Annotated in this window: 23 protein-coding genes; 20 read left to right on the plus strand and 3 right to left on the minus strand. The window is 38.5% G+C overall.

What is annotated here, in order from left to right; genetic code table 11:
* The first annotated feature begins 9 nt into the window (after positions 1-9).
* The 8 genes from gltX (at position 10) to PL_RS15620 (ending at position 9,511) form a co-directional block, all read left to right on the plus strand.
* On the plus strand, positions 10-1,518 hold the full coding sequence (gene gltX, locus PL_RS15585; protein ID WP_041883479.1) for a glutamate--tRNA ligase: 1,509 nt from the start codon (positions 10-12) through the stop codon (positions 1,516-1,518).
* Positions 1,519-1,619: 101 nt separating this feature from the next.
* Complete coding sequence (gene ypfJ, locus PL_RS15590) at positions 1,620-2,462, plus strand: KPN_02809 family neutral zinc metallopeptidase (protein ID WP_041883477.1); 843 nt, start codon at positions 1,620-1,622, stop codon at positions 2,460-2,462.
* Positions 2,463-2,600: 138 nt separating this feature from the next.
* Positions 2,601-3,725 carry a hybrid sensor histidine kinase/response regulator gene (locus tag PL_RS15595; protein ID WP_041883476.1) on the plus strand — a complete coding sequence of 375 codons (1,125 nt, stop codon included), beginning with the start codon at positions 2,601-2,603 and terminating at the stop codon, positions 3,723-3,725.
* Between the two features lie 15 nt (positions 3,726-3,740).
* Positions 3,741-7,343: a response regulator gene (locus PL_RS15600; protein WP_041883475.1), complete on the plus strand. Its 3,603-nt coding sequence runs from the start codon at positions 3,741-3,743 to the stop codon at positions 7,341-7,343.
* A gap of 22 nt (positions 7,344-7,365) precedes the next feature.
* Positions 7,366-7,737, plus strand: coding sequence for a response regulator (locus PL_RS15605; RefSeq protein ID WP_041883473.1), 372 nt, complete (start codon positions 7,366-7,368; stop codon positions 7,735-7,737).
* A complete protein-coding gene (locus PL_RS15610; protein ID WP_041883472.1) occupies positions 7,738-8,565 on the plus strand; it encodes a CheR family methyltransferase in 828 nt (275 codons plus the stop codon).
* On the plus strand, positions 8,565-9,128 hold the full coding sequence (locus PL_RS15615) for a chemotaxis protein CheB (protein WP_082035972.1): 564 nt from the start codon (positions 8,565-8,567) through the stop codon (positions 9,126-9,128). The genes PL_RS15610 and PL_RS15615 overlap by 1 nt, the downstream gene beginning before the upstream one ends.
* A gap of 14 nt (positions 9,129-9,142) precedes the next feature.
* A complete protein-coding gene (locus PL_RS15620; protein WP_041883470.1) occupies positions 9,143-9,511 on the plus strand; it encodes a response regulator in 369 nt (122 codons plus the stop codon).
* A gap of 52 nt (positions 9,512-9,563) precedes the next feature.
* On the opposite strand, the gene PL_RS15625 is transcribed toward PL_RS15620, so the two are convergent.
* A complete protein-coding gene (locus PL_RS15625) occupies positions 9,564-11,252 on the minus strand; it encodes a dipeptidyl-peptidase 3 family protein (protein ID WP_052496414.1) in 1,689 nt (562 codons plus the stop codon).
* 116 nt (positions 11,253-11,368) lie between these two features.
* Here PL_RS15625 and PL_RS15630 point away from each other — a divergent pair, with 116 nt between their 5' ends.
* Complete coding sequence (locus tag PL_RS15630; RefSeq protein ID WP_041883469.1) at positions 11,369-12,199, plus strand: N-acetylmuramoyl-L-alanine amidase; 831 nt, start codon at positions 11,369-11,371, stop codon at positions 12,197-12,199.
* 50 nt (positions 12,200-12,249) lie between these two features.
* On the opposite strand, the gene PL_RS15635 is transcribed toward PL_RS15630, so the two are convergent.
* A complete protein-coding gene (locus PL_RS15635; protein WP_041883468.1) occupies positions 12,250-13,911 on the minus strand; it encodes a glutamine--tRNA ligase/YqeY domain fusion protein in 1,662 nt (553 codons plus the stop codon).
* 79 nt (positions 13,912-13,990) lie between these two features.
* Here PL_RS15635 and PL_RS15640 point away from each other — a divergent pair, with 79 nt between their 5' ends.
* The 6 genes from PL_RS15640 (at position 13,991) to PL_RS15665 (ending at position 18,125) form a co-directional block, all read left to right on the plus strand.
* The gene (locus PL_RS15640) at positions 13,991-14,410 is read left to right on the plus strand and encodes a cobalamin B12-binding domain-containing protein (RefSeq protein ID WP_041883466.1); all 420 of its coding nucleotides are present in this window, start codon (positions 13,991-13,993) and stop codon (positions 14,408-14,410) included.
* A gap of 2 nt (positions 14,411-14,412) precedes the next feature.
* Positions 14,413-15,195 carry an enoyl-CoA hydratase/isomerase family protein gene (locus PL_RS15645; RefSeq protein ID WP_041883465.1) on the plus strand — a complete coding sequence of 261 codons (783 nt, stop codon included), beginning with the start codon at positions 14,413-14,415 and terminating at the stop codon, positions 15,193-15,195.
* Positions 15,196-15,361: 166 nt separating this feature from the next.
* Positions 15,362-16,768 carry a sigma-54-dependent transcriptional regulator gene (locus PL_RS15650; RefSeq protein ID WP_041883464.1) on the plus strand — a complete coding sequence of 469 codons (1,407 nt, stop codon included), beginning with the start codon at positions 15,362-15,364 and terminating at the stop codon, positions 16,766-16,768.
* A 209-nt stretch (positions 16,769-16,977) separates the two neighbouring features.
* Positions 16,978-17,244 (plus strand): YtxH domain-containing protein, encoded by a 267-nt coding sequence (locus PL_RS15655; RefSeq protein ID WP_041883463.1) that lies wholly within the window; start codon positions 16,978-16,980, stop codon positions 17,242-17,244.
* A 76-nt stretch (positions 17,245-17,320) separates the two neighbouring features.
* Positions 17,321-17,701 (plus strand): hypothetical protein, encoded by a 381-nt coding sequence (locus PL_RS15660; RefSeq protein ID WP_041883462.1) that lies wholly within the window; start codon positions 17,321-17,323, stop codon positions 17,699-17,701.
* Complete coding sequence (locus tag PL_RS15665) at positions 17,685-18,125, plus strand: hypothetical protein (protein ID WP_041883461.1); 441 nt, start codon at positions 17,685-17,687, stop codon at positions 18,123-18,125. Before PL_RS15660 ends, PL_RS15665 begins: the two co-directional genes overlap by 17 nt.
* Before the next feature lie 90 nt (positions 18,126-18,215).
* Here PL_RS15665 and aspS read toward each other — a convergent pair whose 3' ends face one another.
* Positions 18,216-19,961: an aspartate--tRNA ligase gene (aspS, locus tag PL_RS15670; RefSeq protein ID WP_041882001.1), complete on the minus strand. Its 1,746-nt coding sequence runs from the start codon at positions 19,959-19,961 to the stop codon at positions 18,216-18,218.
* Positions 19,962-20,108: 147 nt separating this feature from the next.
* On the opposite strand from aspS, the gene PL_RS15675 reads away from it, so the two are divergent.
* From PL_RS15675 to PL_RS15695, 5 genes are all read left to right on the plus strand, one after another.
* Positions 20,109-20,666: an RNA polymerase sigma factor gene (locus tag PL_RS15675; protein WP_041882002.1), complete on the plus strand. Its 558-nt coding sequence runs from the start codon at positions 20,109-20,111 to the stop codon at positions 20,664-20,666.
* On the plus strand, positions 20,656-21,198 hold the full coding sequence (locus PL_RS15680) for a hypothetical protein (RefSeq protein ID WP_041882005.1): 543 nt from the start codon (positions 20,656-20,658) through the stop codon (positions 21,196-21,198). The genes PL_RS15675 and PL_RS15680 overlap by 11 nt, the downstream gene beginning before the upstream one ends.
* Positions 21,195-22,451 carry a hypothetical protein gene (locus PL_RS15685; RefSeq protein WP_052496273.1) on the plus strand — a complete coding sequence of 419 codons (1,257 nt, stop codon included), beginning with the start codon at positions 21,195-21,197 and terminating at the stop codon, positions 22,449-22,451. Before PL_RS15680 ends, PL_RS15685 begins: the two co-directional genes overlap by 4 nt.
* Before the next feature lie 80 nt (positions 22,452-22,531).
* On the plus strand, positions 22,532-23,314 hold the full coding sequence (locus tag PL_RS15690; protein ID WP_041882008.1) for a TerC family protein: 783 nt from the start codon (positions 22,532-22,534) through the stop codon (positions 23,312-23,314).
* A gap of 42 nt (positions 23,315-23,356) precedes the next feature.
* Positions 23,357-24,412, plus strand: a complete 1,056-nt coding sequence (locus PL_RS15695) for a nucleoid-associated protein (RefSeq protein WP_041882011.1) — start codon at positions 23,357-23,359, stop codon at positions 24,410-24,412.
* Positions 24,413-24,416: the final 4 nt, after the last annotated feature.

The following is a 24,416-nucleotide window of genomic DNA, read 5'->3' on the forward strand; positions in this document are numbered from 1 at the left end:
AATCATAATATGGAAAAGAAAGTTAGAGTAAGATTTGCGCCCAGTCCGACAGGGGGCCTTCATTTAGGTGGTGTACGCACGGCCTTATTTAATTATTTATTTGCCAAAAAACACAATGGTACTTTTGTGTTACGTGTTGAAGATACAGATCAGACCCGTTTTGTAGCTGGTGCGGAGGAATATATTGTTTCCTGTCTGGCCTGGTGTGGTATTCATCCTGATGAAAGTCCGCAAACAGGAGGGAAATTTGCACCTTACCGCCAGAGTGAGCGCAAACCAACTTATAAGCAATATGCTGAACAGCTGATTGCAGATGGATTTGCCTATTATGCTTTTGATACTCCTGAAGAATTAGATGCCAAACGTAAAGAAATCCCTAATTTTCTGTATGGTCTGGCTTCGAGAATGAGCATGAGAAACTCATTAACGCTTTCTGCAGAAGAGGTTGATCTACTTTTGAAAAATAACACACCGCATGTTGTCCGCATAAAAATGCCGGCAGATGATCAGGTGTCTTTTGTAGATATGATTCGCGGACTGGTTAGTTTTGATACTAATCTTGTAGATGATAAAGTGCTTTTAAAGGCTGATGGGATGCCAACGTATCACCTGGCCGTAGTGGCAGATGACAGAGCGATGGAAATCAGTCATATTTTTAGAGGTGAAGAGTGGCTGCCATCGGCACCAGTTCATATTTTATTATGGAAATATCTGGGCTGGGAAGAGGAAATGCCAAATTGGGCACATTTGCCATTAATCTTAAAACCAGATGGAAACGGTAAATTAAGTAAACGTGACGGAGACCGTTTAGGTTTCCCTGTTTATGCGCAGAACTGGACAGACCCCAAAACAGGTGATCTGACCAAAGGTTTTCGCGAATTGGGTTTCATGCCTGAAGCTTTTGTGAATCTTCTTGCTATGCTTGGATGGAATGATGGTACCGATCAGGAGCTTTTCACGATGACTGAGCTGATTGAGAAGTTCTCTGTGGAAAGAATCAGTAAAGCCGGTGCAAAATTTGATTTTGAGAAAGCTAAGTGGTATAATCATGAATGGATTAAGCTTACAGAAGCTGTTGATTTACTGGATATAGTTAAACAGGAGTTTGCTGCTAAAGAAATTACGCTGGCAGATGATCAGTTTACCTTAAAGGTGATCAGCCTGATTAAAGACAGATGTAATTTACTGACTGATTTTGTGGCTCAGAGTGAATATTTCTTTAAAGCTCCTGCTGAATATGATCTTCCTGCAGTACAAAGTAAATGGAGTGCAGAAAAAGCTGCATTTTTTAATGCTTATGTACCAATGCCTGAAAACGGATTGTCGGCTCTGGAACTGGAAGATAAGTTTAAGGCCTTAGCAGCGGAACATAATTTGAAACCAGGAGAGTTAATGCTGCCATTCAGGATTATGCTGGTTGGTGGAAAGTTTGGTCCGGGTGTTTTTGATATTGCAGTAACTTTAGGTGCTGAGGAAACAAAAAAACGCATCCTGGCAGCCCTGGCTGCTTTTGGATAGGAGCACAGACTTAAATTTAAATAGATACGCTGAGAGAATTTATTTAAATTAAGCACAATAATTGAACTAAATATTTGTTATAACAGATTAACGAAAAAAATATGAAGTGGTTCGGTAAGGGTAGTGATAACGTAGAAGACGCAAGAGGTTCCTCTGGAGGAAAAACGATGTTAGGTGGCGGTATAGGCCTGATTGTAGTCATTGTGGGCTTGTTTTTTGGCACTGACCTTACCGGATTGGTTTCCCAGTTACCTTTGGGTGAAACCGGTCAGGTTGAGGTTAAAAAGGGATTAAATACTGACCCTGATCTGCAATTTGTAAGTGGTGTACTGAAGTCTACTGAGGAGGTCTGGGATGAAGAGTTTAGTAAAATGGGTAGAACCTATGAGCACCCTAAACTGCAGGTTTTTAGAGGTAGTACAGAGTCTGCCTGTGGTTTTGCGGAAGCTGCCGTTGGGCCTTTTTATTGTCCGGGAGATCACAAAGTTTATATAGATCTGAGTTTTTATACAGACTTGAAAGATCGGTTTGGAGCTGCAGGAGATTTTGCTCAGGCATATGTTGTTGCTCATGAGATAGGACACCATGTGCAAAATCTGCTGGGTATATCTGAAAAGTTAGAGCGTGCACGTGGATCTTTATCAAAAACTGAATACAATAAACTTTCTGTAAAGCTTGAATTACAGGCTGATTTTTTTGCCGGATTATGGGCTAATCATGCGCAAAAACTAAAAGATTTTGAATTGGATCCGGGGGATTTGGAAGAAGCACTGACAGCTGCAAATGCTATCGGTGATGATAAATTGCAAAAACAATCCGGCGGACAAATTGTTCCTGATGCTTTTACCCATGGGACTTCTGCCCAAAGAGTGTACTGGTTCAAAAAAGGGTTTGATACCGGAGATATTAACCAGGGCGATACTTTTAATAGCAACCAGCTCTAGGATTTCCGTGTAGTCGGCCACATTTTTATTACGGATATAATTTAAACAAAAAAAAATCTCTATTTTACGAAAATTAGCAGAAGCTGTCAGCTTTAACTGTTGATAGCGAAATAGTTGAAGTATTATTTATTCATCATAATGATCCTAATTGTAGACGATACGCCAGAGAACTTAACTTCTCTAAAAAAGGTTCTCGAAAGACACAACTTTGAAGTCGATACTGCTTCTTCGGGTGAAGAGGCTCTGAAAAAGGTACTTAAAACAGCTTATGTATTAATTATATTAGATGTTCAGATGCCTGGGATGGATGGTTTCGAGGTTGCGGAAGCTATTGCAGGATACAGTAAGGCCAGAGAAACGGCAATCATATTTTTATCAGCTGCAAATACTGAATTAAGTTTTATTACTAAAGGCTATTCTTCAGGAGGACTTGATTATATTACCAAGCCGGTAGATATCAATATTTTACTGCTTAAGGTGAAGACTTTTTATCGGATATACGAGCAAAGCAGAAAATTAATAGAAGTTCAGAAAACACTGCTCGAAGAAATCGAATTCCGCAAAAGAGCGGAAAGGAAAAAGGATGAATTTATCAGCATTGCCAGTCATGAGCTGAAAACCCCGCTAACCAGTGTTAAGGGATATGTGCAGCTATTGGAAAGAAGTGTAGATAAAGGCGATATTCCAACAGTAAAAAAACACTTGAAAAAAGCACAGCTGCAGCTAGATAAATTGAACAACCTGATTGCAGATCTGCTTGATATCTCTAAAATCGAGAGTGGTAAACTTAAATTTAACAAGAAATACTTCAATTTGAATACCCTTCTGGATGGTATTGTAGAAGTGATTCACCAATCCAATCCGGAATTCACAATAACAAAAACCGGTCATGTTCCTGTAGATATTTTTGCAGATGAAATGCGCATAGAACAGGTTATTGTTAACTTTCTGACCAACGCGATTAAATATGCGCCCGGAACAACAGAGGTTCATATTAAGGTAACAGTTGAGAATGAACGCGTGACCGTTGCTGTGAGGGATTTTGGTATTGGTATCCAGCCTGAACAGCAGAAAAACGTCTTTGATAAATTTTACCGGGTAGAAGAAACCTCTATACATTTCCAGGGATTGGGCATTGGCTTATATATCTCTGCTGAGATTATTGAAAGACATGGTGGTACTGTAGGAGTAAACAGTACTTTAGGAGAAGGGTCTGAGTTTTATTTCAATATCCCTTTAATTTCAACAACTGAAACAGCTTAAAAATATTTCCTTCTTATGATCAAGAAAACATTAAAAAATAACCTTCGTTTTGGACTGGGGTTGTCTTTATTATTGCTTTTTATCAGTTCGGTTGCTTCTTATGTCAGCATCAGCAACCTGATCAAGAACTCGAAACTGGTTTCTCAGAGTAATTCTATTATCTCCCATACAGAAGGTGTTTTATCTGCTTTAAAAGATGCGGAGACCGGACAGAGAGGCTTTCTTTTAACCGGAGACGAGGCTTTTCTCGAGCCTTATAATGGGGCTAAGGGTGAAGCAATTGTACTGCTGGATACTTTACAGCAGCAAACGGTAGACAATGCTTCACAACAGGTTAATATCAAAAAATTAAGAGAAATCATTGAGGGGCGTTTAGGCATTCTGGAGAAGTCCATAGCCATTAAAAGGAAAGGAGGGACGATCAGCATTGGTGATCTGCTGGCGGGTAAGGGCTATATGGACAACGCCAGAAGGGTAATTAAAACTATGCAGGTTGAGGAGCAAAGATTGTTACTTATGCGCACAGCAAATCAGAATAAGCTGGCGGGTTTTACTCCGGTTTTAATTCTGCTGGCCGCGCTGCTCGCTATTTTAATTACGATATTCTTTTACCGCAGGGTATCTTCTGATTTTGAAGCAAGAGTTAAGCTGCAGGATGCACTGGAAGTGACCAACAGGGAAGTTGACCGCCGGATCCGGGTTATTCAGGATGTGGCTGCCAGAATTTCTACAGGGGATTATGAAATCAGACTTGATGAAATATCAGAGGATGGTTTAGGACGTCTGGCCGTATCGCTGAACGCTATGGCCGAATCTTTAAAATATTCTTTCACCCTGCTTGCGGATAAGGAGTGGCTGCAATCTGGTATTGCCAGTCTGAATGATAAAATGGTTGGAGAGAAAAATATAGAGACTCTGGCCAATGATATTCTGGAAAATATAATTCAGCATACCAGTGCGCATGTTGCCGCGTTTTATCTTTTAGAAGAAGATCGCCTGCTTCATCTGACAGGTAGTTATGCATTACTGCAAGATCAGTGGAAAAAAACACTGAAACAGGGGGAAGGGCTGGTCGGACAGGCGCTGAAGTCGGGGAAACAGATTCTACTGAATGATATTCCGGATGGAGAGCTGACCATTAGTTATGCAGCTGGAAATACCAGGCCAAAAAATATTGTCGCCGTACCTATTCTCAGGAATAATGCTATAGTCGGTGTCATGGAATTTGGTTCATTGAACACCTTTAGCCAGCTGCAGTTAGACTTTTTCAATAATATATCGGAAAATATTGGAGTAGCTGTTCATGTGGCTCAAAACAGGAAAAGATTACAGGATTTTCTGGAAGAAACACAGGCGCAGGCAGAAGAACTACAGGCACAACATAGTGAACTTGAAGGTTTGAATGCTGAACTGGAAGCCCAGACTCAAAAAATACAGACATCAGAAGAGGAACTCAGGGTACAGCAGGAAGAGCTGTTGCAAAGTAACCAGGAACTGGAAGAAAGAACTACATTGCTTGAAGAGAAGAATCAGATGATCTATGAACACAATCTGGAGATTCAGCGAAAATCGGAACAATTGGAGCAAAGCACAAAATATAAATCGGAGTTTCTGGCAAATATGTCTCATGAGCTGAGGACGCCATTAAATTCTATTTTATTGTTGTCTAAATTAATGTCTGATAATGAAGAACTGGATCCGGAATATATAGAATATGCGGAGGTGATTCAAAGTTCAGGACAGGGATTGTTAGGACTGATAGATGAGATCCTGGATCTGTCAAAAATTGAAGCAGGTAAGATGAAGCTTGAGCTTGCAGATATCAGTTTGAGTGAAGTCTCGTCAGATATGCGTTCATTGTTTAATCCAATAGCAAAAAATAAACAGCTGGAGTTTAAAATTGTACTGGATGAGAATGCTTCATTGCTTCATACTGATAAGATGCGTCTGGAACAGATTCTGAAAAATTTACTGTCTAATGCAATTAAATTTACGGCTAAAGGAAGTGTTGTCTTAAATATCTCGGAAGATAAGGCAGGTAATACTATGATATTTAAAGTTACAGATACAGGAATTGGTATTCCTTTGTCTAAACAGGCCCTTGTCTTTGAAGCTTTTCAGCAGGCAGATGGTTCTACCAGAAGAAAATTTGGTGGAACAGGCTTAGGGCTTTCTATTAGTCGTGAACTGGCTAAGTTACTGGGTGGTGAAATAGAGCTGACCAGCGCAGAAAATATGGGCAGTACATTCATTCTTACTTTACCAATTGACGGTATTGCTGCCGAACTGGAAGAGGAAATTCATGCTATTCATGATTATACAGATAGCCCGGTTATACAACCAGAAGAGGTTGTCTCATTTGCATTGCCGGAACGTTTTACTGTAGACCATATCCCGCAGGAAATTGAAGATGACAGGGCAAATATTGTCAAAGGAGACAAAATTATTCTGATTATTGAGGATGATACTTCTTTCGCTAAGGCGCTGCTGAATTTTACCCGCAAGCGTAATTATAAAGGAATAGTGGCCGTAAGAGGAGATATTGGAATTGAGCTGGCTAATCACTATAAACCTTTAGCGATACTGCTGGATATTCAGCTGCCGGTAAAAGATGGATGGCAGGTTATGGAAGAATTGAAAGCAAATCCGGTAACCAGACCTATTCCAGTGCATATTATGTCTTCGCTTGAGGTTAAAAAAGAGAGTTTATTAAAGGGAGCTGTCGACTTTATCAATAAACCGGTTGCGCTGGAACATATGCAACAGATCTTTCAGAAACTGGAGCATGCTTTAAGTCGTCATCCCAAAAAAGTATTGATTGTCGAAGAAAATCAGCAACATGCAAAAGCACTGAGTTATTTCTTAAGTAACCATGAAATACAGACTGAGGTTGTCAATAATGTCTCTGAAAGTGTTGATGCTCTTCATCGTAAAGAAGTGGATTGTGTGATTCTGGATATGGGTATCCCGGATAAGAATGCATACCTGACTCTGGAAACGATTAAAAAGAGCCAGGGGCTTGAAAATCTTCCAATTATTATTTTTACAGGTAAAAACCTGTCACAGGGTGAAGAACGCAGGATTAAGCAATATGCAGATTCCATCGTTGTAAAAACAGCACATTCTTATCAGCGCATTCTGGATGAAGCAGGCCTGTTCCTTCATTTGGTGGAAGAAAAATCTGTTGAAAGTAAAAAGAAAACGACAACAGAAAGTCTGGGGGGGCTATATGAAGTGTTGCACAACAAAACGGTTTTGATTGCTGATGATGATGTTAGAAATATCTTTTCTTTAACTAAAGCTCTGGAGCAGCACAAGATGAAAGTCCTGGCCGCTACAGATGGCAGAGAAGCGTTGCAATTGCTTAAAGACAATCCATCGGTAGATATAGTCCTGATGGATATGATGATGCCGGAGATGGACGGATATGAAAGTACCATGGAAATTAGAAAAATAAATGCATTCAAACATTTGCCTGTTCTGGCTGTTACTGCGAAGGCAATGATGGGAGATAGGGAAAAATGCATCGCTGCGGGAGCATCGGATTATATCTCCAAACCAGTTGATGTGGATCAGCTGATTTCTTTATTGCGTGTATGGCTTTATGATAAAATTTAAAAAAACCACCATGTTTTAAGGTATGGAAAAGAAGAGAAAAATATTAATTATAGATGACGATAACAGGAATATTTTTGCCTTAAAAGCGGTCTTGAAATCCAAGGGATATCAGTGCCTTTCGGCAATTGGTGGAGAAGAGGGATTACAATTGCTGGAAGAGCAAAATGATATTGCTGTAGTACTAATGGATATGATGATGCCTGGAATGGATGGTTATGAAGCCATGTCTATTATGAGTAAGGATCCGGATTTAAAAGATATTCCGGTAATTGCAGTTACAGCACAGGCAATGCTTGGAGACAGAGAGCGTTGTTTGAATGCGGGCGCTGTCGGATATGTATCAAAACCAATTAATATAGATAGTTTAACGACTTTATTGGCTAAATATATTTAGATGAATCAGGAATTGTCTGTGATTACCGACGAGCAGGTTGAAATTTTACTGGGAGACCTGCTGGAGCAGTATGGGTATGATTTTACGGGTTATTCCAAAGCTTCTATCAAAAGAAGAATACTCAGATTATATTCGCTGGATAAACAGGTAAGTTTCGCTGAATTCCGGTACAGAATAAATAACGATACTGTTTACTTCAAAAGATTTGTAGAGCAGATTACAGTGAATGTAACAGAGATGTTCCGGGATCCCGGGTTTTTTAAGACATTGAGAGATGTCGTATTTCCAAACCTTGGGACTTATCCTTTTATCAGGATATGGCTGGCAGGCTGTTCAACTGGTGAAGAAGCTTATTCTATTTCTATAATTCTCAAAGAGCTGAATCTATTGCACAAATCCCTGATTTATGCTACGGATTTAAATCCGGTTGTGCTGGAGAAAGCAGCACAGAGTATGTTTGCGTTAAGTCAGATGAAACAGTACTCTGAAAATTATATATTGTCGGGAGGGACGAAAGATTTTTCAAGCTATTATACTGCAAACTACTCATTGGCTAAATTCAATGACGAACTAAAAAGTAAGATTATTTTTTCTACCCATAACCTGGTATCTGATCATTCTTTCAATGAATTTCAGTTGATTTTATGTCGTAATGTATTGATTTATTTTGACAGGGATTTACAGCATAAAGTTTTAAATCTGTTCGATGAAAGTCTGGAGGGGTTGGGGTACCTCGCTTTAGGAAGTAAAGAAACAATTGATTTCTCTCCGATCTCGAAAAATTTTAAGCGGATTCCCGCAGAAAAAATCTGGAGGAAAGTAAGCTGATGGAAAAATGTGAAGCATTAATCATTGGAGGCTCTGCCGGAAGTCTGGATGTACTGTTGAAAGTACTCCCTGCGCTCGATAGTACGCTTAGTTTTCCTATTATTATTGTAGTTCACAGAAAATATGGAGCTGATTCCCTGCTTCCTGAATTACTTTCAGGAAGAACCAGTCTGATCGTTAAAGAAATAGACGAAAAAGAACCTATACTGGCTGGAACAGTCTATGTTGCTCCATCAGATTATCATACACTGATTGAAAAAGACAAGAGTTTTTCTCTCGATTATTCGGAGAAGATAAATTATTCCAGGCCGGCAATTGATGTTACTTTTCAAACTGCAGCTGAGGTTTACAAAACTAAATTAGTTTGCCTTTTACTATCCGGATCCAATTCTGACGGTGTAAACGGGCTGATTAGTGCGAAAGCATGGGGAGGAATTACAGCCATCCAGGATCCTGCAACGGCACAAGTTTCCTATATGCCACAGCAAGCTTCCATACATGCTAAAATAGATTACATTTTACGCATTGAAGATATGGCAGAATTTATAAATTTGTTGTCTTAATCCAAAATTTTATAATGGCTGAACAAAAAAAAGTGTTCATTTTTGATGATAATACCGACATCCTTGAACTATGTACCTTTATTCTGGAAGATGCGGGCTACGAAATCAAGACCTCTTCTACTTCGAATAATATTATAGAGCAGGTTATGGCTTACATACCAGACATTATTTTTATGGATAACTGGTTACCTGATGTAGGTGGTATTGATGCCACCAGAGCGCTTAAAAACGATGAAAAACTTAAGAATATACCTGTAATCTATTTCTCTGCCAATAATGATGTAATGTCACTGGCAGATCAGGCTGGTGCAGATGGTTATTTGTCGAAGCCATTCGATATTCAGGAGCTGGAAAATATCATTTTGAAACATCTTCCTGCATAAAAAATCCCGTCAGGATTTTAAACCTGACAGGATCTTTTATAACATGTATACTTTATTTTACACCTAACACGTCTACTCCCTGTTCAAAAATAACATCTACAGGAATTCCTTTTTTGCTTAATCTATCTAAATCTGATTGTAATTCAGGACTGATTACGGCATAGGTATTTTGTACTTTCTCTACCGCAGCTCTGTCTCCATTGCCCTGAAGCGTAAGGATTACATTACTAAGGTCGTTCATCGCTGTCTGGAACTTAGCGAAATCTACTTTATATGTTCCATTTGTGGTTCTTACAAAAGCGCCTTTCTCTTTGAAAAAATTGAAACACTGCATATTTGCTTTACCATGAGCACTTGATGCACCAAATCTTACTGAACGAAGCAGACCAGCCATAAAGGTGGTATAGTATGTTTTAATATCACCGGTTAATTCCCCTTTTTTCAATAAGCCGGTTACCATATAAAGACCCAGGATATCTGCTTTTCCTTCTTCCAGCCAGCCAGATTGTTCTTTCAGGGCTTCTTTCACAAAACCTTTACCTGTAACCGTATTTTTGATACCCAATCCATGTGCAACTTCATGGAACATTACATTGGCAAAAAATGAATCAAAATTTATATACTGCTGCTGATCCTTATCAATCAGTTCTGCAGCAATAGGAACCAGAATCTTATCAAATTTGGCTTTCATTGCATTTTTTAACTGTGATCTGCGCGTGCCTTTTTTCTGTTGGATAACCTCATCATTTGGTAAATTAACAGCTATAGTTTTTGAACCTGAGTTACAATCACCCGCATAGTAAACGACATCATAAGCGTTTAACTCTGAATCTGTACCTGGTTTTTCTTTTTTATATTTCTCTGCTACCGGCAACCCTTTTTGTAATTCAGGAAGCATACTCACATATTTTGCCAGGCGTTTACTCCAGACTTTATCTTTAACCAGCACATAAGCCTCATATGAAGTACGTGCATTAAACATTTTGTCTTCATAATTTTCTATCGGGCCAATAATAATATCCAGGATATTGGTTTTCATATCAAGCCATGCATAGTCACTTGCATTAAAATTATCGTTCATCAGCGCATCAGCTCTAAGATTCAGATACTTTTTAAAGCCTGCATCTTCAGTCATTAATGCTGCTTGTTTTAATAAACTTGAAGCTCTTTGAAGTTCAGGTGCAAATAATACATGATAAGGAACGCTGATCAGTTTGCCTGTAGAATCCTTTTGAATAACAGAATAAGCATTGAATTTATCCTTTAAGCCGGATTTATCCAGATCAGCTTTGGTCATACCGGCAGGATAAAATGAAGCTCCTTCTGGTTTACTGCCTATACCCGCGATAAATGGTTTGTCGCCATTCAGCCTGTCCCACGGGCCATAATTTATTCTTACAAACTCTTTGGTTTTTTCGTCCTTCAATCCTGCCATCAGACTATCCCTTTGCGGATATGCCTGCTTCCAGAACAATTCATCCATAATCTGTGCAGCTTGTATCAGTAGAGGCAGTATTTTACGCTCATTTGCAGTTAATGCATTCAGATTGGTTGTTAACTTAACTGTTTCATAAATATCCAGTCTTTTGTGGACATATTCCTGCAGACTGTCTTTGACTGCGCTTGGCTTTTCTGTTGTTGTTGTAGCTGTCTTGCTCCCCGATGTACCAGTACAGGCTCCTAAACCTGCAATGATCGAGCATCCTGCTAAAAATAAGGCTGCTTTGGTAGTTTTGTTCATGGTAATTTTTTATAACGCAACTAAATTAGGAAAAATAATAACCCGGGCATAAAGATTAGCGTATTCTAATGCATTTATGTAAATATTAGTAATTTCACCGTTTATAATTACCTATGATGAGACAAATCCCTTTAAGTAAAAATATTTTACTGTTGAGTATCCCTCTGGTTTTCCTTGCTGCCTGTTCGGCTAATAAATATGCGGCAACAAATAAAATATATAAGAATCAGGCTAAGGAATTCGGTAATATCCTGACGGCGATGCCTCCGGTTAACCAGAATATTGAGACGATTCCTGCCGATCAGCAGTCTTTTGTTGGTTCTGTGAATTTTGGTATCCGTAAACCTAACTTTATTATTATCCATCATACTGCGATGACCTCAACAGAAGGGACGATCCGGGCTTTTATTAAGAAAGAAACGCAAACCAGTGCTCACTATATTGTTGGAAGAGATGGCAAAGTAGTTCAGATGGTTAATGACTATCTGCGGGCAAATCATGCTGGTGTGGCCAAATGGGGTAATGAATACGATCTGAACTCCTGTTCTCTGGGAATTGAGCTGGATAATAATGGTAATGAGCCTTATTCTGATGCGCAAATGAATAGTTTGTTATCCCTGCTGACCTCACTCAAGAAAAAATATAATATTCCAACCTCTAATATTATAGGGCATTCTGATATTGCGCCTAAACGTAAACAGGACCCGAATAAATTTCCATGGAAAGTTCTTGCCGATAAAGGTTTTGGATTATGGTATGATACTGTTTTGCAAATTCCTCCTGTAGAATTTGACCCGGCAATCGCCCTGCGTATTATTGGTTATGATATCAGCAATCTGCCAGCTGCTATAGTTGCCTTTAAGCGTCATTTTGTGCAGATAGATATCAGCCCCGTACTTACAGACGGAGATAAAATGATTTTATTCAATCTCTACAAGAAATACTAATAACCTATAAAAAACCCCTGAACCTGATTATGCTCAGGGGTTTTTATGAATTATTTTTTTGCTTTCGCCCAGGCATCTTTCAAACCTACAGTCTGATTGAAAACCAGGTGATCAGCGGTTGAATCTTTATCCAGACAGTAATATCCTTTGCGGATAAACTGATATCTTGATTCAAGATCAGCACCTGCCAGATAAGGCTCTATATATGCCTCTTTAATTATTTTTATACTGTCAGGGTGCAGATAATCCTTAAAGTCACCTTCTTCACTGTCAGGAGACTCCACAGAGAATAAACGATCATAAACTCTGATCTCGGCAGTTTTAGCATGTTTAGTGCTTACCCAGTGAATAGTTCCTTTAACGTGGATTTCACTAGTGTCTTCGCCGCTTTTAGACTCAGGAATATAGGTACAATGGATTTCAGTAACATTTCCATCGGAATCTTTCTTGAAATCTTCACATTTTACAATATAAGCGTTCTTTAATCTTACCATTGCGCCAGGTGCAAGTCTGAACCATTTTTTTGCAGGTTCTTCCATAAAATCTTCACGTTCAATCCAAAGTTTATTACTGAACGGAATTTCTCTTATGCCACCTTTATCCTCAGCCTCAGGGTTGTTTTCTCCTATCAGAATCTCTTCTTTTCCCTCAGGGTAATTCGTAATAACCAATTTAATAGGATCCAGCACCGCCATTACACGATTGGCGGTTTTATTTAAATGCTCACGAATACAGAATTCAAGCAGACTTAGTTCAATCAGGTTTTCTCTTTTTGCAATACCAATTCTTTCACAGAATTCACGGATACTTTCAGGAGTATAACCCCTTCTTCTCAATCCGCTGATTGTAGGCATACGCGGATCGTCCCATCCGGTTACTACACCTTCATTCACCAATTGTAAGAGTTTACGTTTACTCATTACCGTATAGGTAAGGTTTAAACGTGCAAATTCATACTGGTGTGAAGGGAAAATACCAAGCTGGGCAATAAACCAGTCATATAGTTCACGGTGAGAAACATATTCCAGTGTACAGATAGAATGCGTAATCTCCTCAATACTATCACTCTGACCATGTGCAAAATCATACATTGGATAGATACACCATTTGTTTCCTGTACGGTGATGTTCAGCATGTTTGATACGGTAGATAATCGGATCACGCATCAGCATATTAGGGCTTGACATATCAATTTTTGCACGCAGAATACAAGCTCCATCTTCAAATTCACCAGCTTTCATACTGCTGAACAGAGTTAAGTTTTCTTCAACACTGCGGCTGCGGTATGGACTGTCAGTTCCCGGTTCTGTTGGTGTTCCTTTCAGTGTAGCAATTTCATCGGCAGTACTATGATCTACATAAGCAAGGCCATTTTCTATTAGCTTAACAGCAAAATCATATAGGGTATCAAAATAATCTGAAGTATATAATTCATGTTTCCATTCAAAACCAAGCCATTTAATATCTTCCTGCTGACTGTCTACATATTCAGTTTTTTCCGTCACAGGATTTGTATCATCAAATCTCAGATTGGTATAACCACCATATTTCTGGGTTAAACCAAAGTTCAGACAAATTGCCTTAGCATGTCCGATATGTAAATATCCATTAGGTTCAGGTGGAAAACGTGTAACTAAAGTTGTATACTTTCCACTGTTTAAATCGTTTTCAATGATCTCTTCAATAAAGTTCAATGATCTTTCCTCACTCATAAAAACTGTAAATTTATATTCAAAGTTAATATAAAAGAGCTAATTTACTTACATTTACGATGTATTATCGGTATAATTTATGAGCAAAACATTAAATCGGCCTATTCGTATTTTAGTAGCCAAAGTAGGCCTGGACGGACACGATCGTGGAGCAAAAGTGATTGCAACATCCTTAAGGGATGCAGGTATGGAAGTGATTTATACGGGTTTACGACAAACTCCTGAGATGGTGGTTAATACTGCATTACAGGAAGATGTGGATGCGATAGGTGTTTCTATTTTATCAGGAGCGCACATGACTGTGTTTCCTAAAATTATTGAGTTCATGAAACAAAAACAGTTAAACAACGTATTATTAACTGGTGGGGGGATAATTCCTGAGGCTGATATGGACAAGCTAAAGGAAATCGGAGTGGGCGAATTGTTTGCACCGGGAACAACTATGGTTACTATAGTGGATTATATCCGCAATTGGGCTAATGAACACAGAAACTTTTAAATATGAGTTATCAGAATATACTATCAGAGGTTAAAGCGAATATACTTTATGTAACCATTAACCGGGAATCAAAATTAAATGCCCTTAATAAAGATACGCTGACCGAACTGGCAGATGTAATTGCTTATGCTGCAAGAACTGAAGAAGTGAGAGGTGTCCTTTTAACGGGAGCAGGTGAAAAGGCTTTTGTAGCCGGCGCTGATATTTCTGAGTTTTCTTCTTATAATACAGAACAGGGCGAAGCTCTTGCCAGAAATGGTCAGACCAATGTTTTTGATGCAATAGAGAATAGTAAAAAGCCATTTGTTGCTGCAATTAATGGATTCGCTTTAGGGGGAGGTTTAGAGCTTGCCATGGCATGTCATATACGTGTGGCTGCTGATACTGCAAAAATGGGACTGCCAGAAGTTACTTTGGGTCTGATCCCTGGTTATGGGGGGACACAAAGACTAACCCGGCTTGTTGGTAAAGGAAGAGCTACAGAAATGATAACTACTGCAGATATGATAACTGCAGACAGAGCAGAGAAGATCGGACTTGTAAATCATGTAGTGCCTCTGGCAGAATTGATAGGAAAGTCTGAAGAGATTCTGAACAAAATAAAACAGCGCGCGCCTCTTGCAATCGCTGCTGCAATAAAATCAGTGAATGCAGCTGTAAATGAGGATGTAAATGGTTTTGAAGTCGAAATAGAAGAGTTTGGTAAATGTTTTGGTACACAAGACTTCAAAGAGGGCGTTAGCGCCTTTCTTGAAAAACGCCTGGCAGATTTTAAAGGACGTTAACTGCTTAATCATAAATGGTTTAAATTTTGACGGGGAATGCTATGAGCGTCTCAGGGGATAAGTATGCTTTTAAGGGGAATATGAATATATAAGTGTAGAAAATATTTCCCATATAAAATATTTCTTTATATTTATCATCGAATAAGTTTAGAATTTGTTGCTAGATATGAAAAGAATACTAATAGTAGATGATGAAATCAATATAGGTTTATTACTGTCAAAATTCTTAACCAGAAATGGGTTTAGTGTAAATACTGCGACTAGTGGGGTTTCTGCACAGGACTATCTGAGTAAAGATCAGTATGACCTTGTTTTATGTGATTACAGACTGGAAGATACAGATGGAAAGGAAATGCTCATTAAGATTAAGGAGAATTATCCTCAGACTGGTGTCATTATAATTACTGGTTATTCGGATATCAAACTCGCTGTTGAACTGATTAAACTGGGTGCTTACGATTATATTACGAAGCCTCTGTATCCGGATGAAATTTTAAATACTATAAATAAGGCTATCGACACACAGATAGCATTGAATGATACAACGGCTGAAGGTGCAAGATCTGAAGTGCAGAAAACCAAAACTTCTAAACCAGTCTATAATCAGGTGGAGAATTTTGTTGCAGGACAAAGTCAGGCTTCCAAAGAGTTGTTAAAGCAGATTCAATTGGTTGCGCCAACCTCATACAGTGTAATTCTAACTGGCGAAAGTGGCACAGGAAAAGAATCTGTGGCAAAAGCCATTCATTTAAACAGTCCGAGGAGGGATAATCCATTTGTGGCGATGGATTGTGGTTCTTTAACTAAAGAACTGGCAGGAAGTGAGTTTTTCGGACACGAAAAAGGATCATTTACCGGAGCTTTGAATACAAAAATCGGTCATTTTGAAATGGCTAATGGTGGAACGCTTTTTCTGGACGAAGTAGGAAATTTATCTTATGATTTACAGGCCGCACTGTTAAGGACTGTTCAGGAGAGGAAGATCAAACGTATAGGCAGCACTAAAGAAATTGATCTCGATGTCAGAATTATTGTTGCAACCAATGAAAATCTGGCTACAGCTATACAGAGAGGTCGATTCAGAGAGGATTTATATCACCGTTTTAATGAGTTCTCCATTAATCTTCCTCCATTGAGCATGAGAGGAAAAGATATTATGATTTTCGCCAAAACCTTTCTTGACTTCGCTAACGAAGAACTGGGTAGAAATGTAATGGGTTTTTCTAAAGATGTAGAGGAGTGTTTTTTGAGCTATAACTGGCCTGGAAATGTCAGAGAGCTAAAGAATGTGGTACGCAGGGCAACATTATTGACTGAATCTGACGAAATACAATTAAAAGCCCTTCCGCTTGAAATTTCTACTGATGCAAAAGTTACTGCCATAGAGAATACTATTCACCGGAATCATGAGAAATCAAGGGACTTAAAAAATGCGGCTTCCGAAGCTGAGTATGAAGCTATACTTAAAGTCCTTCGTGAGGTAAACTTTAATAAAACAAAAGCTGCAAAAATCTTAAATATAGATAGAAAAACCCTTTACAATAAGATGAAGGCTATAAATCTGGATACCTAACCGGCACTTTTTTTATTTTAAATCAACAGAGGACGATGAAGCATATTGTTCCTTTGATTTATCTTTGGTATCCCACCTGAAGCATTTATTCTGCTAAATTCTCAGAAAGATTAAAACAATTGGTGGGACTAAAGAGTTATAACAAATAATATCACCTATTATCAATTACATCGCTACAAAATCAATTATTAAACATAAAAATTAAAGTCATGAACGATAACTCAAAAGTATTAATTGGATTATTAACGGGTCTGGCTGCTGGTGCAGCATTGGGATTGTTGTTTGCACCCGAAAAAGGAAGTGAGACTCGTGACAGATTAAATCAGTCTTTAAAAGAACTGGGAGATGCGTTAAAAGAAAGAGCTGCTGATGAAATCGATCACTTAACCGGCTTGAAAGATAAAGTTGTAAATTCTGTAAAAAGTAAACTACACGAAGCCGAAGAAGAATTTGTAGACGACACTGAGCACGCTTAAAGCATATTCCTGATAATGAGTGATTATACGGGAAGTCCCCATCGGGAGACCGTAATAAGTTAAAGTTTAAATACCAATGGAGGAAAAGAAAGAAAAGAATATTGAGGAATTATTTTCAGAAGCGAAGACTTACGTAGATACACGTATTGAATATGCACGTCTGGTCTTAATAAAAAGATCAGCTAAAGTATTTGCTGATCTGGTTACTAATGCTATTGTGGCCATTTGTTTTGTATTGGCCTTCATTTTAGGAACAGTTACTCTTGCACTATTCTTATCTACCCTTTTTTCCAGCTATACTGCTGGATTTGGTTGTGTTGCACTACTGTATCTCTTCCTGGCTGTTGCTGTATATATGACTAAAGAGAAATTCATTGAAAAGGTTATTGTCAATTTCACGATCAGGAAATATTTTAAAAAACTACAGGAGGACGAGGAAGATGAGCAAAAAGTATGATATCAATAACCTGCAGGATCTTAATGTAAGACTGATTAGTCTTAAGGTTGATTATAAGATGCAGGAAGAGATGATAAAGGATGATGTAAAGGGTTATCTGAAACAGTTTACCTTTGGCAGCCTGATTAAAAAATATGCTACACCATCTGCATTTTTAAAAGTTGATGATAAGCTGAATATCAGTAGTAAACTGATGTCTATGGTATTGCCTATATTGATGAATGGCACACTGTTTAAAGGCTCTGGGTTTATTACTAAAGCGTTGGTTGGACTCGCTACAAGCAAAGTTGGAAAGACGCTGGATGCAGAACATCTTTCTGCGATATTTAATACCGTAAAAGGGTTGTTTACCGGTAAAAAGAAAAAAGAAAAACAACCTGGTTTTGTCGACTATGGAATTCCGCCGGATAGTGAAACTTTTTAGTGTTTTTATAAGTACAAAAGCCTTTCAGTGAACACTGAAAGGCTTTTGTACTTATAATTGACGAAGTTTAAATATTCTTCTATTTACTTCTTACAAGTAAGTCTTGATTTTTAGTTCTTTAAGCTGCTTCTCATCAATTGTTGCAGGACTGTCAATCATGACATCTCTTCCGGAGTTGTTTTTAGGAAAAGCAATAACATCACGAATGCTGTCCAGGCCGGCAAAAATTGAACAAAGTCTGTCAAATCCAAAAGCAATACCGCCATGAGGAGGAGCTCCAAATTCAAAAGCATCCATCAGGAAGCCAAATTGTTTTTGAGCCTCTTCAGGACTGAAACCTAAATGCTTGAACATTAATGCCTGCAGTGTACGATCATGAATACGAATAGATCCGCCACCAATTTCAGTTCCATTGACCACCATATCATAAGCATTGGCTCTGACTTCACCAGGATTGGTATCCAGCATAGGGATATCTTCCGGTTTAGGAGATGTGAAAGGGTGGTGCATCGCATGATAACGCTCAGATTCTTCATCCCATTCTAAAAGAGGGAAATCAAGTACCCATAAAGCACTGAATACATTTTTATCACGTAATCCTAATCTTGAACCCATTTCAAGACGTAATTCGCTTAATTGTTTACGTACTTTATCTTTAGTTCCTGCCATCAGTAACATTAAATCACCAGGCTGTGTCTGAAGAGCTTCAGCCCATTGTTTAAGATCTTCTTCAGCATAGAATTTATCTACAGATGATTTGATAGAACCATCTTCACCATGTCTTGCATAAATAAGGCCGGTAGCTCCGATCTGCGGACGTTTAATGAAGTCTGTTAACTCATCCAGTTGTTTACGTGTGTAATGCGCACACCCTTTTGCATTGATGCCGATAACTAATTCTGCACTATCAAATACAGGGAAGTTTTTGCCTTTTACAATTTCGTTCAGTTCAACAAAACGCATTTCGAAACGCGTATCGGGTTTATCAGAACCATACCAGCGCATAGCATCCGCATACTGCATTCTTGGAACCTCAGGCAAGTCGAAGTTTTTAACCTCTTTAAACAGCGTACGAATCAATCCTTCAAAAGTATTCAGGATATCTTCCTGTTCAATGAACGACATTTCACAGTCAATCTGAGTAAACTCAGGTTGTCTGTCAGCACGTAAATCTTCATCTCTGAAACATTTTACGATCTGGAAATATCTGTCAAAACCAGAAACCATCAGCAATTGCTTAAAGGTTTGAGGAGATTGAGGTAAAGCATAGAATTCTCCGGTATTCATCCGGCTTGGAACCACAAAGTCCCTTGCGCCTTCAGGAGTAGACTTAATCAGAACCGGAGTTTCCACTTCAATAAAATCTAAAGCATCCAGGTATCTTCTAACTGATTGTGCCATTCTGTGACGCAAAACCATATTATTCCTTACCGGGTTTCTTCTCAAATCCAGATAACGATATTTCATCCGTAAATCATCACCTCCGTCAGTCTCATCATCAATTAAGAAAGGAGGGATTTTTGATGCATTTAATATTTCAAGATCAGTGATTTTAATTTCCACTTCTCCTGTTGGGATTTTCAGGTTTTTATTGGAACGCTCAACAACCAGTCCTGTAGCTTTGATCACAAACTCGCGACCTAAACTACGGGCTTTTTCACAAAGCTGAGCATTATCATCCATATTAAAAACCAATTGGGTAATGCCGTAACGATCACGGATATCAATAAAAGTCATTCCTCCCAAATCTCTGGATTTCTGTACCCAACCGCACAGAACTACGCTCTCGCCCAGATTCTCAATCTTAAGCGCTCCGCAAGTTGTTGTTCTTAACATTTTTTCATCGGATTAAGCCGCAAAAATATTCATTTTGAGCCATATATTACAAATGGTTGTCGATTTAACGAAGTATATTCAAAAGTTTTTTTGTTAACGTGCAACGTTTGGAAAATCATCACGTCATTTATAGCGAATACGAAGACATTGGAAGCAGCTTACATCGACAAAAATATTGATCTGGTTAATGCTTGCCGTAAGGGAAGCCGGACAGCACAATTTGAATTATACAAATTGTATGAGAGAGCTATGTACAGTGCGGCCCTTCGGATTGTTAATCACGAGGCCGAAGCCGAAGATGTGGTGCAGGAAGCTTTTCTGGATGCATTTATGCGAATTGGCGATTTTAGAGGAGATACAACTTTTGGCCTGTGGTTAAAACAGATTATCGTTAACAAATCGATTAATTGTCTGCGGAAAAGAAAGATGGAATTTACAAGTCTGGACGGCGTAGAGGTTCCTGAAGAAGATGCTGTGGATCCGGAAGAGCTGGAATGGAGAGTGGAAGAAGTGAAGGCAGCAGTAAGAGGACTGGCAGATGGCTATAGAGTAGTACTTACTTTATACTTGTTTGAAGGCTATGATCACGAAGAGATTTCACATATTCTTAAAATCTCGGAAGTCACTTCCAGATCACAATTAATGAGAGCAAAAACGAAATTGAGAAATATATTAGAAAAGAAAGGAGCAAGAGATGAGTACTAAACTGGAAGATTTTATCAGGGAAAACAAGAGGGCGTTTGATACAGACCGGCCTTCTTCAGGGCTCTGGAAGAAAATCGAAGAAGAACTGGAAAAAAAAGAACAGCAGAAAAAAAAACATAAAAGGCTTTTTAATGTACAGTTATGGGCTGGAGTGGCAGCATCATTGATTGTTGTGCTCGGTGTTACTTTCCTTTATGTCATTCCCGGGAAAAAGAATAAGATAAGCGTAGCAGATGTAAGCCCGGTATACGCACAGAAGCAAACTAAATTTGTGAGCCTGATAGAGCAGAAACAAGACAGTTTACAGGCTTTCGCGAAAACAAATCCTGAACTCTATCATAAATTTAAGGCCGATTTTGAAGTTTTGAATAAAACCTATGAAGGATTGACCAAAGAAATGGCGGGAAGCCCAAATCAGCAAATGGTTGTAAAAGCAATGGTTAGAAACCTGGAAATCCAGATTCAATTGTTAAATCAGCAGTTGTCAATCATTAATGAAGTTAGTCAATATAAAAAAGAGAATAGTATATGAAAAAGTTGATCCTTGCAGGGGCCCTGTTATGTTCATTTAGCCTGGCCAATGCGCAAAATGAAACAGATCTTAGAATTAGCGAGGCTCCTGTTTATGCTGTGAATACATCTTTAAGCACATCTGACCAAAGTACTATTCAGCAGAATGGAGATGATCCGATGCGGTCTAAGAATTTCAGCAAAAGCTTTTCATTGAGTTCAGCAGATAAGATAAGTCTTCACAACCAGTATGGAGGAATGGTGATTAAAATCTGGGACAAGAAGGAAATAAAAATAGATGTTTCGATCAGAGCATTCAGTAATGATGACAGAGAAGCTGAAAAATTAATTGATCAGGTTAATATCGCTGCCGAGAAAAACGGAGATATGGTTACCTGTAAAACTATTATAGGGGAGAGAAACCGGTGGTCGGGGCGTAACAGGAGAAGAGAGGTAAAGGTAAATTATGTGGTTTATATGCCTGCAGTAAATTCTCTGACTTTAACGCAGGAATTTGGTAACGTAAGTATGGAGGATTTTGCCGGGCCACTTTATGCGAAAGTACAATATGGGGATTTTAATGCCGGAAAGCTGACCAATACAAATAATTACGTTTCTGTCCAGTACGGTAAAACTGTCATTACAGAGATTAATAAGGCTGTAGTTAGACAACAGTATGGATCTGGTCTGACCATTGCAACTGCCGGAACACTGGACTTAAATGCACAATATGCGACTGTTACTATTAATACGATCAGGGGTGATGCAGTTATCAGGCAGCAATATGGATCCGGAATCAGTATTACCAACGTGGGGAACCTTGATCTGGATGCGCAGTATGCCAATGTGAGAATCGATAACATTAAAGGAAATGCAGTAATTAAGCAGCAATACAATAGTGTAAAAATAGGCACTGTAGGAAAACTTGATCTCCGGGCACAATATGCCAACGTAAATATTGGCAATTTAAGAGGAGATGGTAATTTTAAGATGAGTTATAATAGTTTTGATGTGGTTGAAGTAGGGGCGGGTTGCAGGAATCTAACTATTGATGCTGATTATGTAGACTCCAAACTGAATTTTTCTGATGCCTTCCATGGTGATTTTACTGTACAGACCAGCTATAGCGGATTTAGATCAGGTGAGAGAGTAAGTGTACGTCAGGGAGCATCTCAGGATGATGACAATTCCAAAACCTATACAGGAAAGATTGGAAACGGTGGAAAGTCAAATGTTCGTATAAATGCGGACTACGGATCTGTCACTTTTAAATAAAACAAAAAAATTGGGCGTGTGAAGCTTGTTGGTTAATTCAACAAGCTTTTTTTTTAGCTTTACGGCAAAACGATTAGTATATGGAATTTTTTAGCACGCCCGAAGCCTGGATCTCATTATTTACCCTCACTGTTTTAGAAATTGTACTGGGCATTGATAATATTGTGTTTATATCCATTCTCTCAGGAAAGCTGCCTGCGCATCAGCAAAAAAAAGGCAGACAGCTGGGGTTGGGGCTTGCGATGATTACCAGGGTACTATTGCTTTTGTCTTTAAGCTGGGTAATGAGTCTTACTGCAACACTTTTCAATGTAGGTGAGTGGATTAGTCTGGACAATAAAGAATGGCTTGAAAAACTGGCTATCTCAGGGAGAGATCTGATCCTGATTCTGGGAGGGATGTTCCTGATCTATAAAAGTACGCACGAGATTCATTTGAAACTGGAAGGTGAAGAAGAAGAAGAAGGGAAGGTTAAAGTGCACTCTTTTGCTGGTGTGATTGTTCAGATACTTATTTTGGATATTGTTTTCTCTTTAGACTCTGTAATTACGGCAATTGGGATGGCAGAGCATGTAGAAATCATGATTGCTGCGGTAATTATTGCTGTAATTATCATGATGGTTTCTGCAAATGCAATCAGTGACTTTGTTAATAATCATCCTACCGTGAAAATGCTGGCCCTTTCGTTCCTGTTGCTAATTGGTGTTTCACTGCTGGCGGAAGGTCTTGATCAGCATATCCCTAAAGGATATATCTATTTTGCGATGGCATTCTCTGTGCTGGTAGAGTTGCTGAATCTGAAAATGAAAAAAAAATCGACCAAACCTGTTGAACTTAGAAATACCGCAAAAGAAGAAAAATAATTATTTTTGCGACCCCGTTAACAGCGCTAAAATTAAAATAATATGATTTATTTCCCTGAAGCGTCTCTGGCAGAGCTTTCTATACATAGAATTGGCAATAAGGTACAGGATGAATTTTATGTATTATCTGAAGCCTCAATGCAAATTCAGGATGAACAGTTAAAGAATCTCCTGATCCAGTATTTCCTGAGTCCTTATGAGAAAATAAATGAGATTTTCCGGTTTTTTCATCCTAACGATGATTTAAATCTGAATGAGGTTTATCACTTTATCGGACAGATATTTGAAAATGGGGAAACCTTTCATAAAAACAGCGAGCAGCTGGCTAAATATCTTTATGAGACTTCTAATCACCCTAAAATAAAAGCAGGAGAACTGTATGTTGCCTATTTTGAAAATGTTCAGATAGAAGGAGAGCTGCATGATGCAATTGGTATTTTTAAATCAGAAACCAAAGAAGCTTATATAAAAGTTTATCCTGAGCAGGCAGGTTTTGCCTTGAGTTATGAAGAAGAGGCTATCAATATCAATAAATTGGATAAAGGATGTCTGATTTTTAATACAGAAAAAGAAGAAGGTTATAAGGTAGCCGTAATAGATCAGACTAACAGGAGCAATGAGGCTGTTTACTGGAAAGACGAATTTCTAAAACTCAGAGTCAGAAATGATAATTATAACCAAACCAAAAATGTTTTGGGAGTATATAAGAGCTTTGTAACCGAGAAACTCGATCAGGAGTATGATATTACCAAGGCAGATAAAATAGATCTGCTGAACCGCTCTATGAAGTATTTCAAAGAAAAGGAAAGCTTTGATATGGATGAGTTCTCTAACGAGGTCATAGGCAATAAGGACGGTATAGAATCTTTCAAGAACTATAAAAAGAGTTATGAGGAAGAATTTGAAACGCCTATAGCTGATAGTTTTGATATCTCAGGTGCTGCAGTCAAAAAACAGGCTAAGGCATTTAAAAGTGTACTTAAGCTCGATAAGAACTTCCACATTTACATTCACGGAAATAAAGAGCTTATCGAAAAAGGTTTTGACGATGATAAATCTATGAACTACTACAAAGTATATTTTAAAGAAGAAGAATAATAAG

It is taken from the genome of Pedobacter lusitanus (assembly GCF_040026395.1).
GTDB lineage: Bacteria > Bacteroidota > Bacteroidia > Sphingobacteriales > Sphingobacteriaceae > Pedobacter > Pedobacter lusitanus.

Excerpts from the sequence above, each read along its gene's own strand:
- gltX (WP_041883479.1), top strand. The coding sequence starts at position 10 with ATGGAAAAGAAAGTTAGAGTAAGATTTGCGCCCAGTCCGACAGGGGGC.
- ypfJ (WP_041883477.1), top strand. The coding sequence starts at position 1,620 with ATGAAGTGGTTCGGTAAGGGTAGTGATAACGTAGAAGACGCAAGAGGT.
- PL_RS15595 (WP_041883476.1), top strand. The coding sequence starts at position 2,601 with ATGATCCTAATTGTAGACGATACGCCAGAGAACTTAACTTCTCTAAAA.
- PL_RS15600 (WP_041883475.1), top strand. The coding sequence starts at position 3,741 with ATGATCAAGAAAACATTAAAAAATAACCTTCGTTTTGGACTGGGGTTG.
- PL_RS15605 (WP_041883473.1), top strand. The coding sequence starts at position 7,366 with ATGGAAAAGAAGAGAAAAATATTAATTATAGATGACGATAACAGGAAT.
- PL_RS15610 (WP_041883472.1), top strand. The coding sequence starts at position 7,738 with ATGAATCAGGAATTGTCTGTGATTACCGACGAGCAGGTTGAAATTTTA.
- PL_RS15615 (WP_082035972.1), top strand. The coding sequence starts at position 8,565 with ATGGAAAAATGTGAAGCATTAATCATTGGAGGCTCTGCCGGAAGTCTG.
- PL_RS15620 (WP_041883470.1), top strand. The coding sequence starts at position 9,143 with ATGGCTGAACAAAAAAAAGTGTTCATTTTTGATGATAATACCGACATC.
- PL_RS15625 (WP_052496414.1), bottom strand. The coding sequence starts at position 11,252 with ATGAACAAAACTACCAAAGCAGCCTTATTTTTAGCAGGATGCTCGATC.
- PL_RS15630 (WP_041883469.1), top strand. The coding sequence starts at position 11,369 with ATGAGACAAATCCCTTTAAGTAAAAATATTTTACTGTTGAGTATCCCT.
- PL_RS15635 (WP_041883468.1), bottom strand. The coding sequence starts at position 13,911 with ATGAGTGAGGAAAGATCATTGAACTTTATTGAAGAGATCATTGAAAAC.
- PL_RS15640 (WP_041883466.1), top strand. The coding sequence starts at position 13,991 with ATGAGCAAAACATTAAATCGGCCTATTCGTATTTTAGTAGCCAAAGTA.
- PL_RS15645 (WP_041883465.1), top strand. The coding sequence starts at position 14,413 with ATGAGTTATCAGAATATACTATCAGAGGTTAAAGCGAATATACTTTAT.
- PL_RS15650 (WP_041883464.1), top strand. The coding sequence starts at position 15,362 with ATGAAAAGAATACTAATAGTAGATGATGAAATCAATATAGGTTTATTA.
- PL_RS15655 (WP_041883463.1), top strand. The coding sequence starts at position 16,978 with ATGAACGATAACTCAAAAGTATTAATTGGATTATTAACGGGTCTGGCT.
- PL_RS15660 (WP_041883462.1), top strand. The coding sequence starts at position 17,321 with ATGGAGGAAAAGAAAGAAAAGAATATTGAGGAATTATTTTCAGAAGCG.
- PL_RS15665 (WP_041883461.1), top strand. The coding sequence starts at position 17,685 with ATGAGCAAAAAGTATGATATCAATAACCTGCAGGATCTTAATGTAAGA.
- aspS (WP_041882001.1), bottom strand. The coding sequence starts at position 19,961 with ATGTTAAGAACAACAACTTGCGGAGCGCTTAAGATTGAGAATCTGGGC.
- PL_RS15680 (WP_041882005.1), top strand. The coding sequence starts at position 20,656 with ATGAGTACTAAACTGGAAGATTTTATCAGGGAAAACAAGAGGGCGTTT.
- PL_RS15685 (WP_052496273.1), top strand. The coding sequence starts at position 21,195 with ATGAAAAAGTTGATCCTTGCAGGGGCCCTGTTATGTTCATTTAGCCTG.
- PL_RS15690 (WP_041882008.1), top strand. The coding sequence starts at position 22,532 with ATGGAATTTTTTAGCACGCCCGAAGCCTGGATCTCATTATTTACCCTC.
- PL_RS15695 (WP_041882011.1), top strand. The coding sequence starts at position 23,357 with ATGATTTATTTCCCTGAAGCGTCTCTGGCAGAGCTTTCTATACATAGA.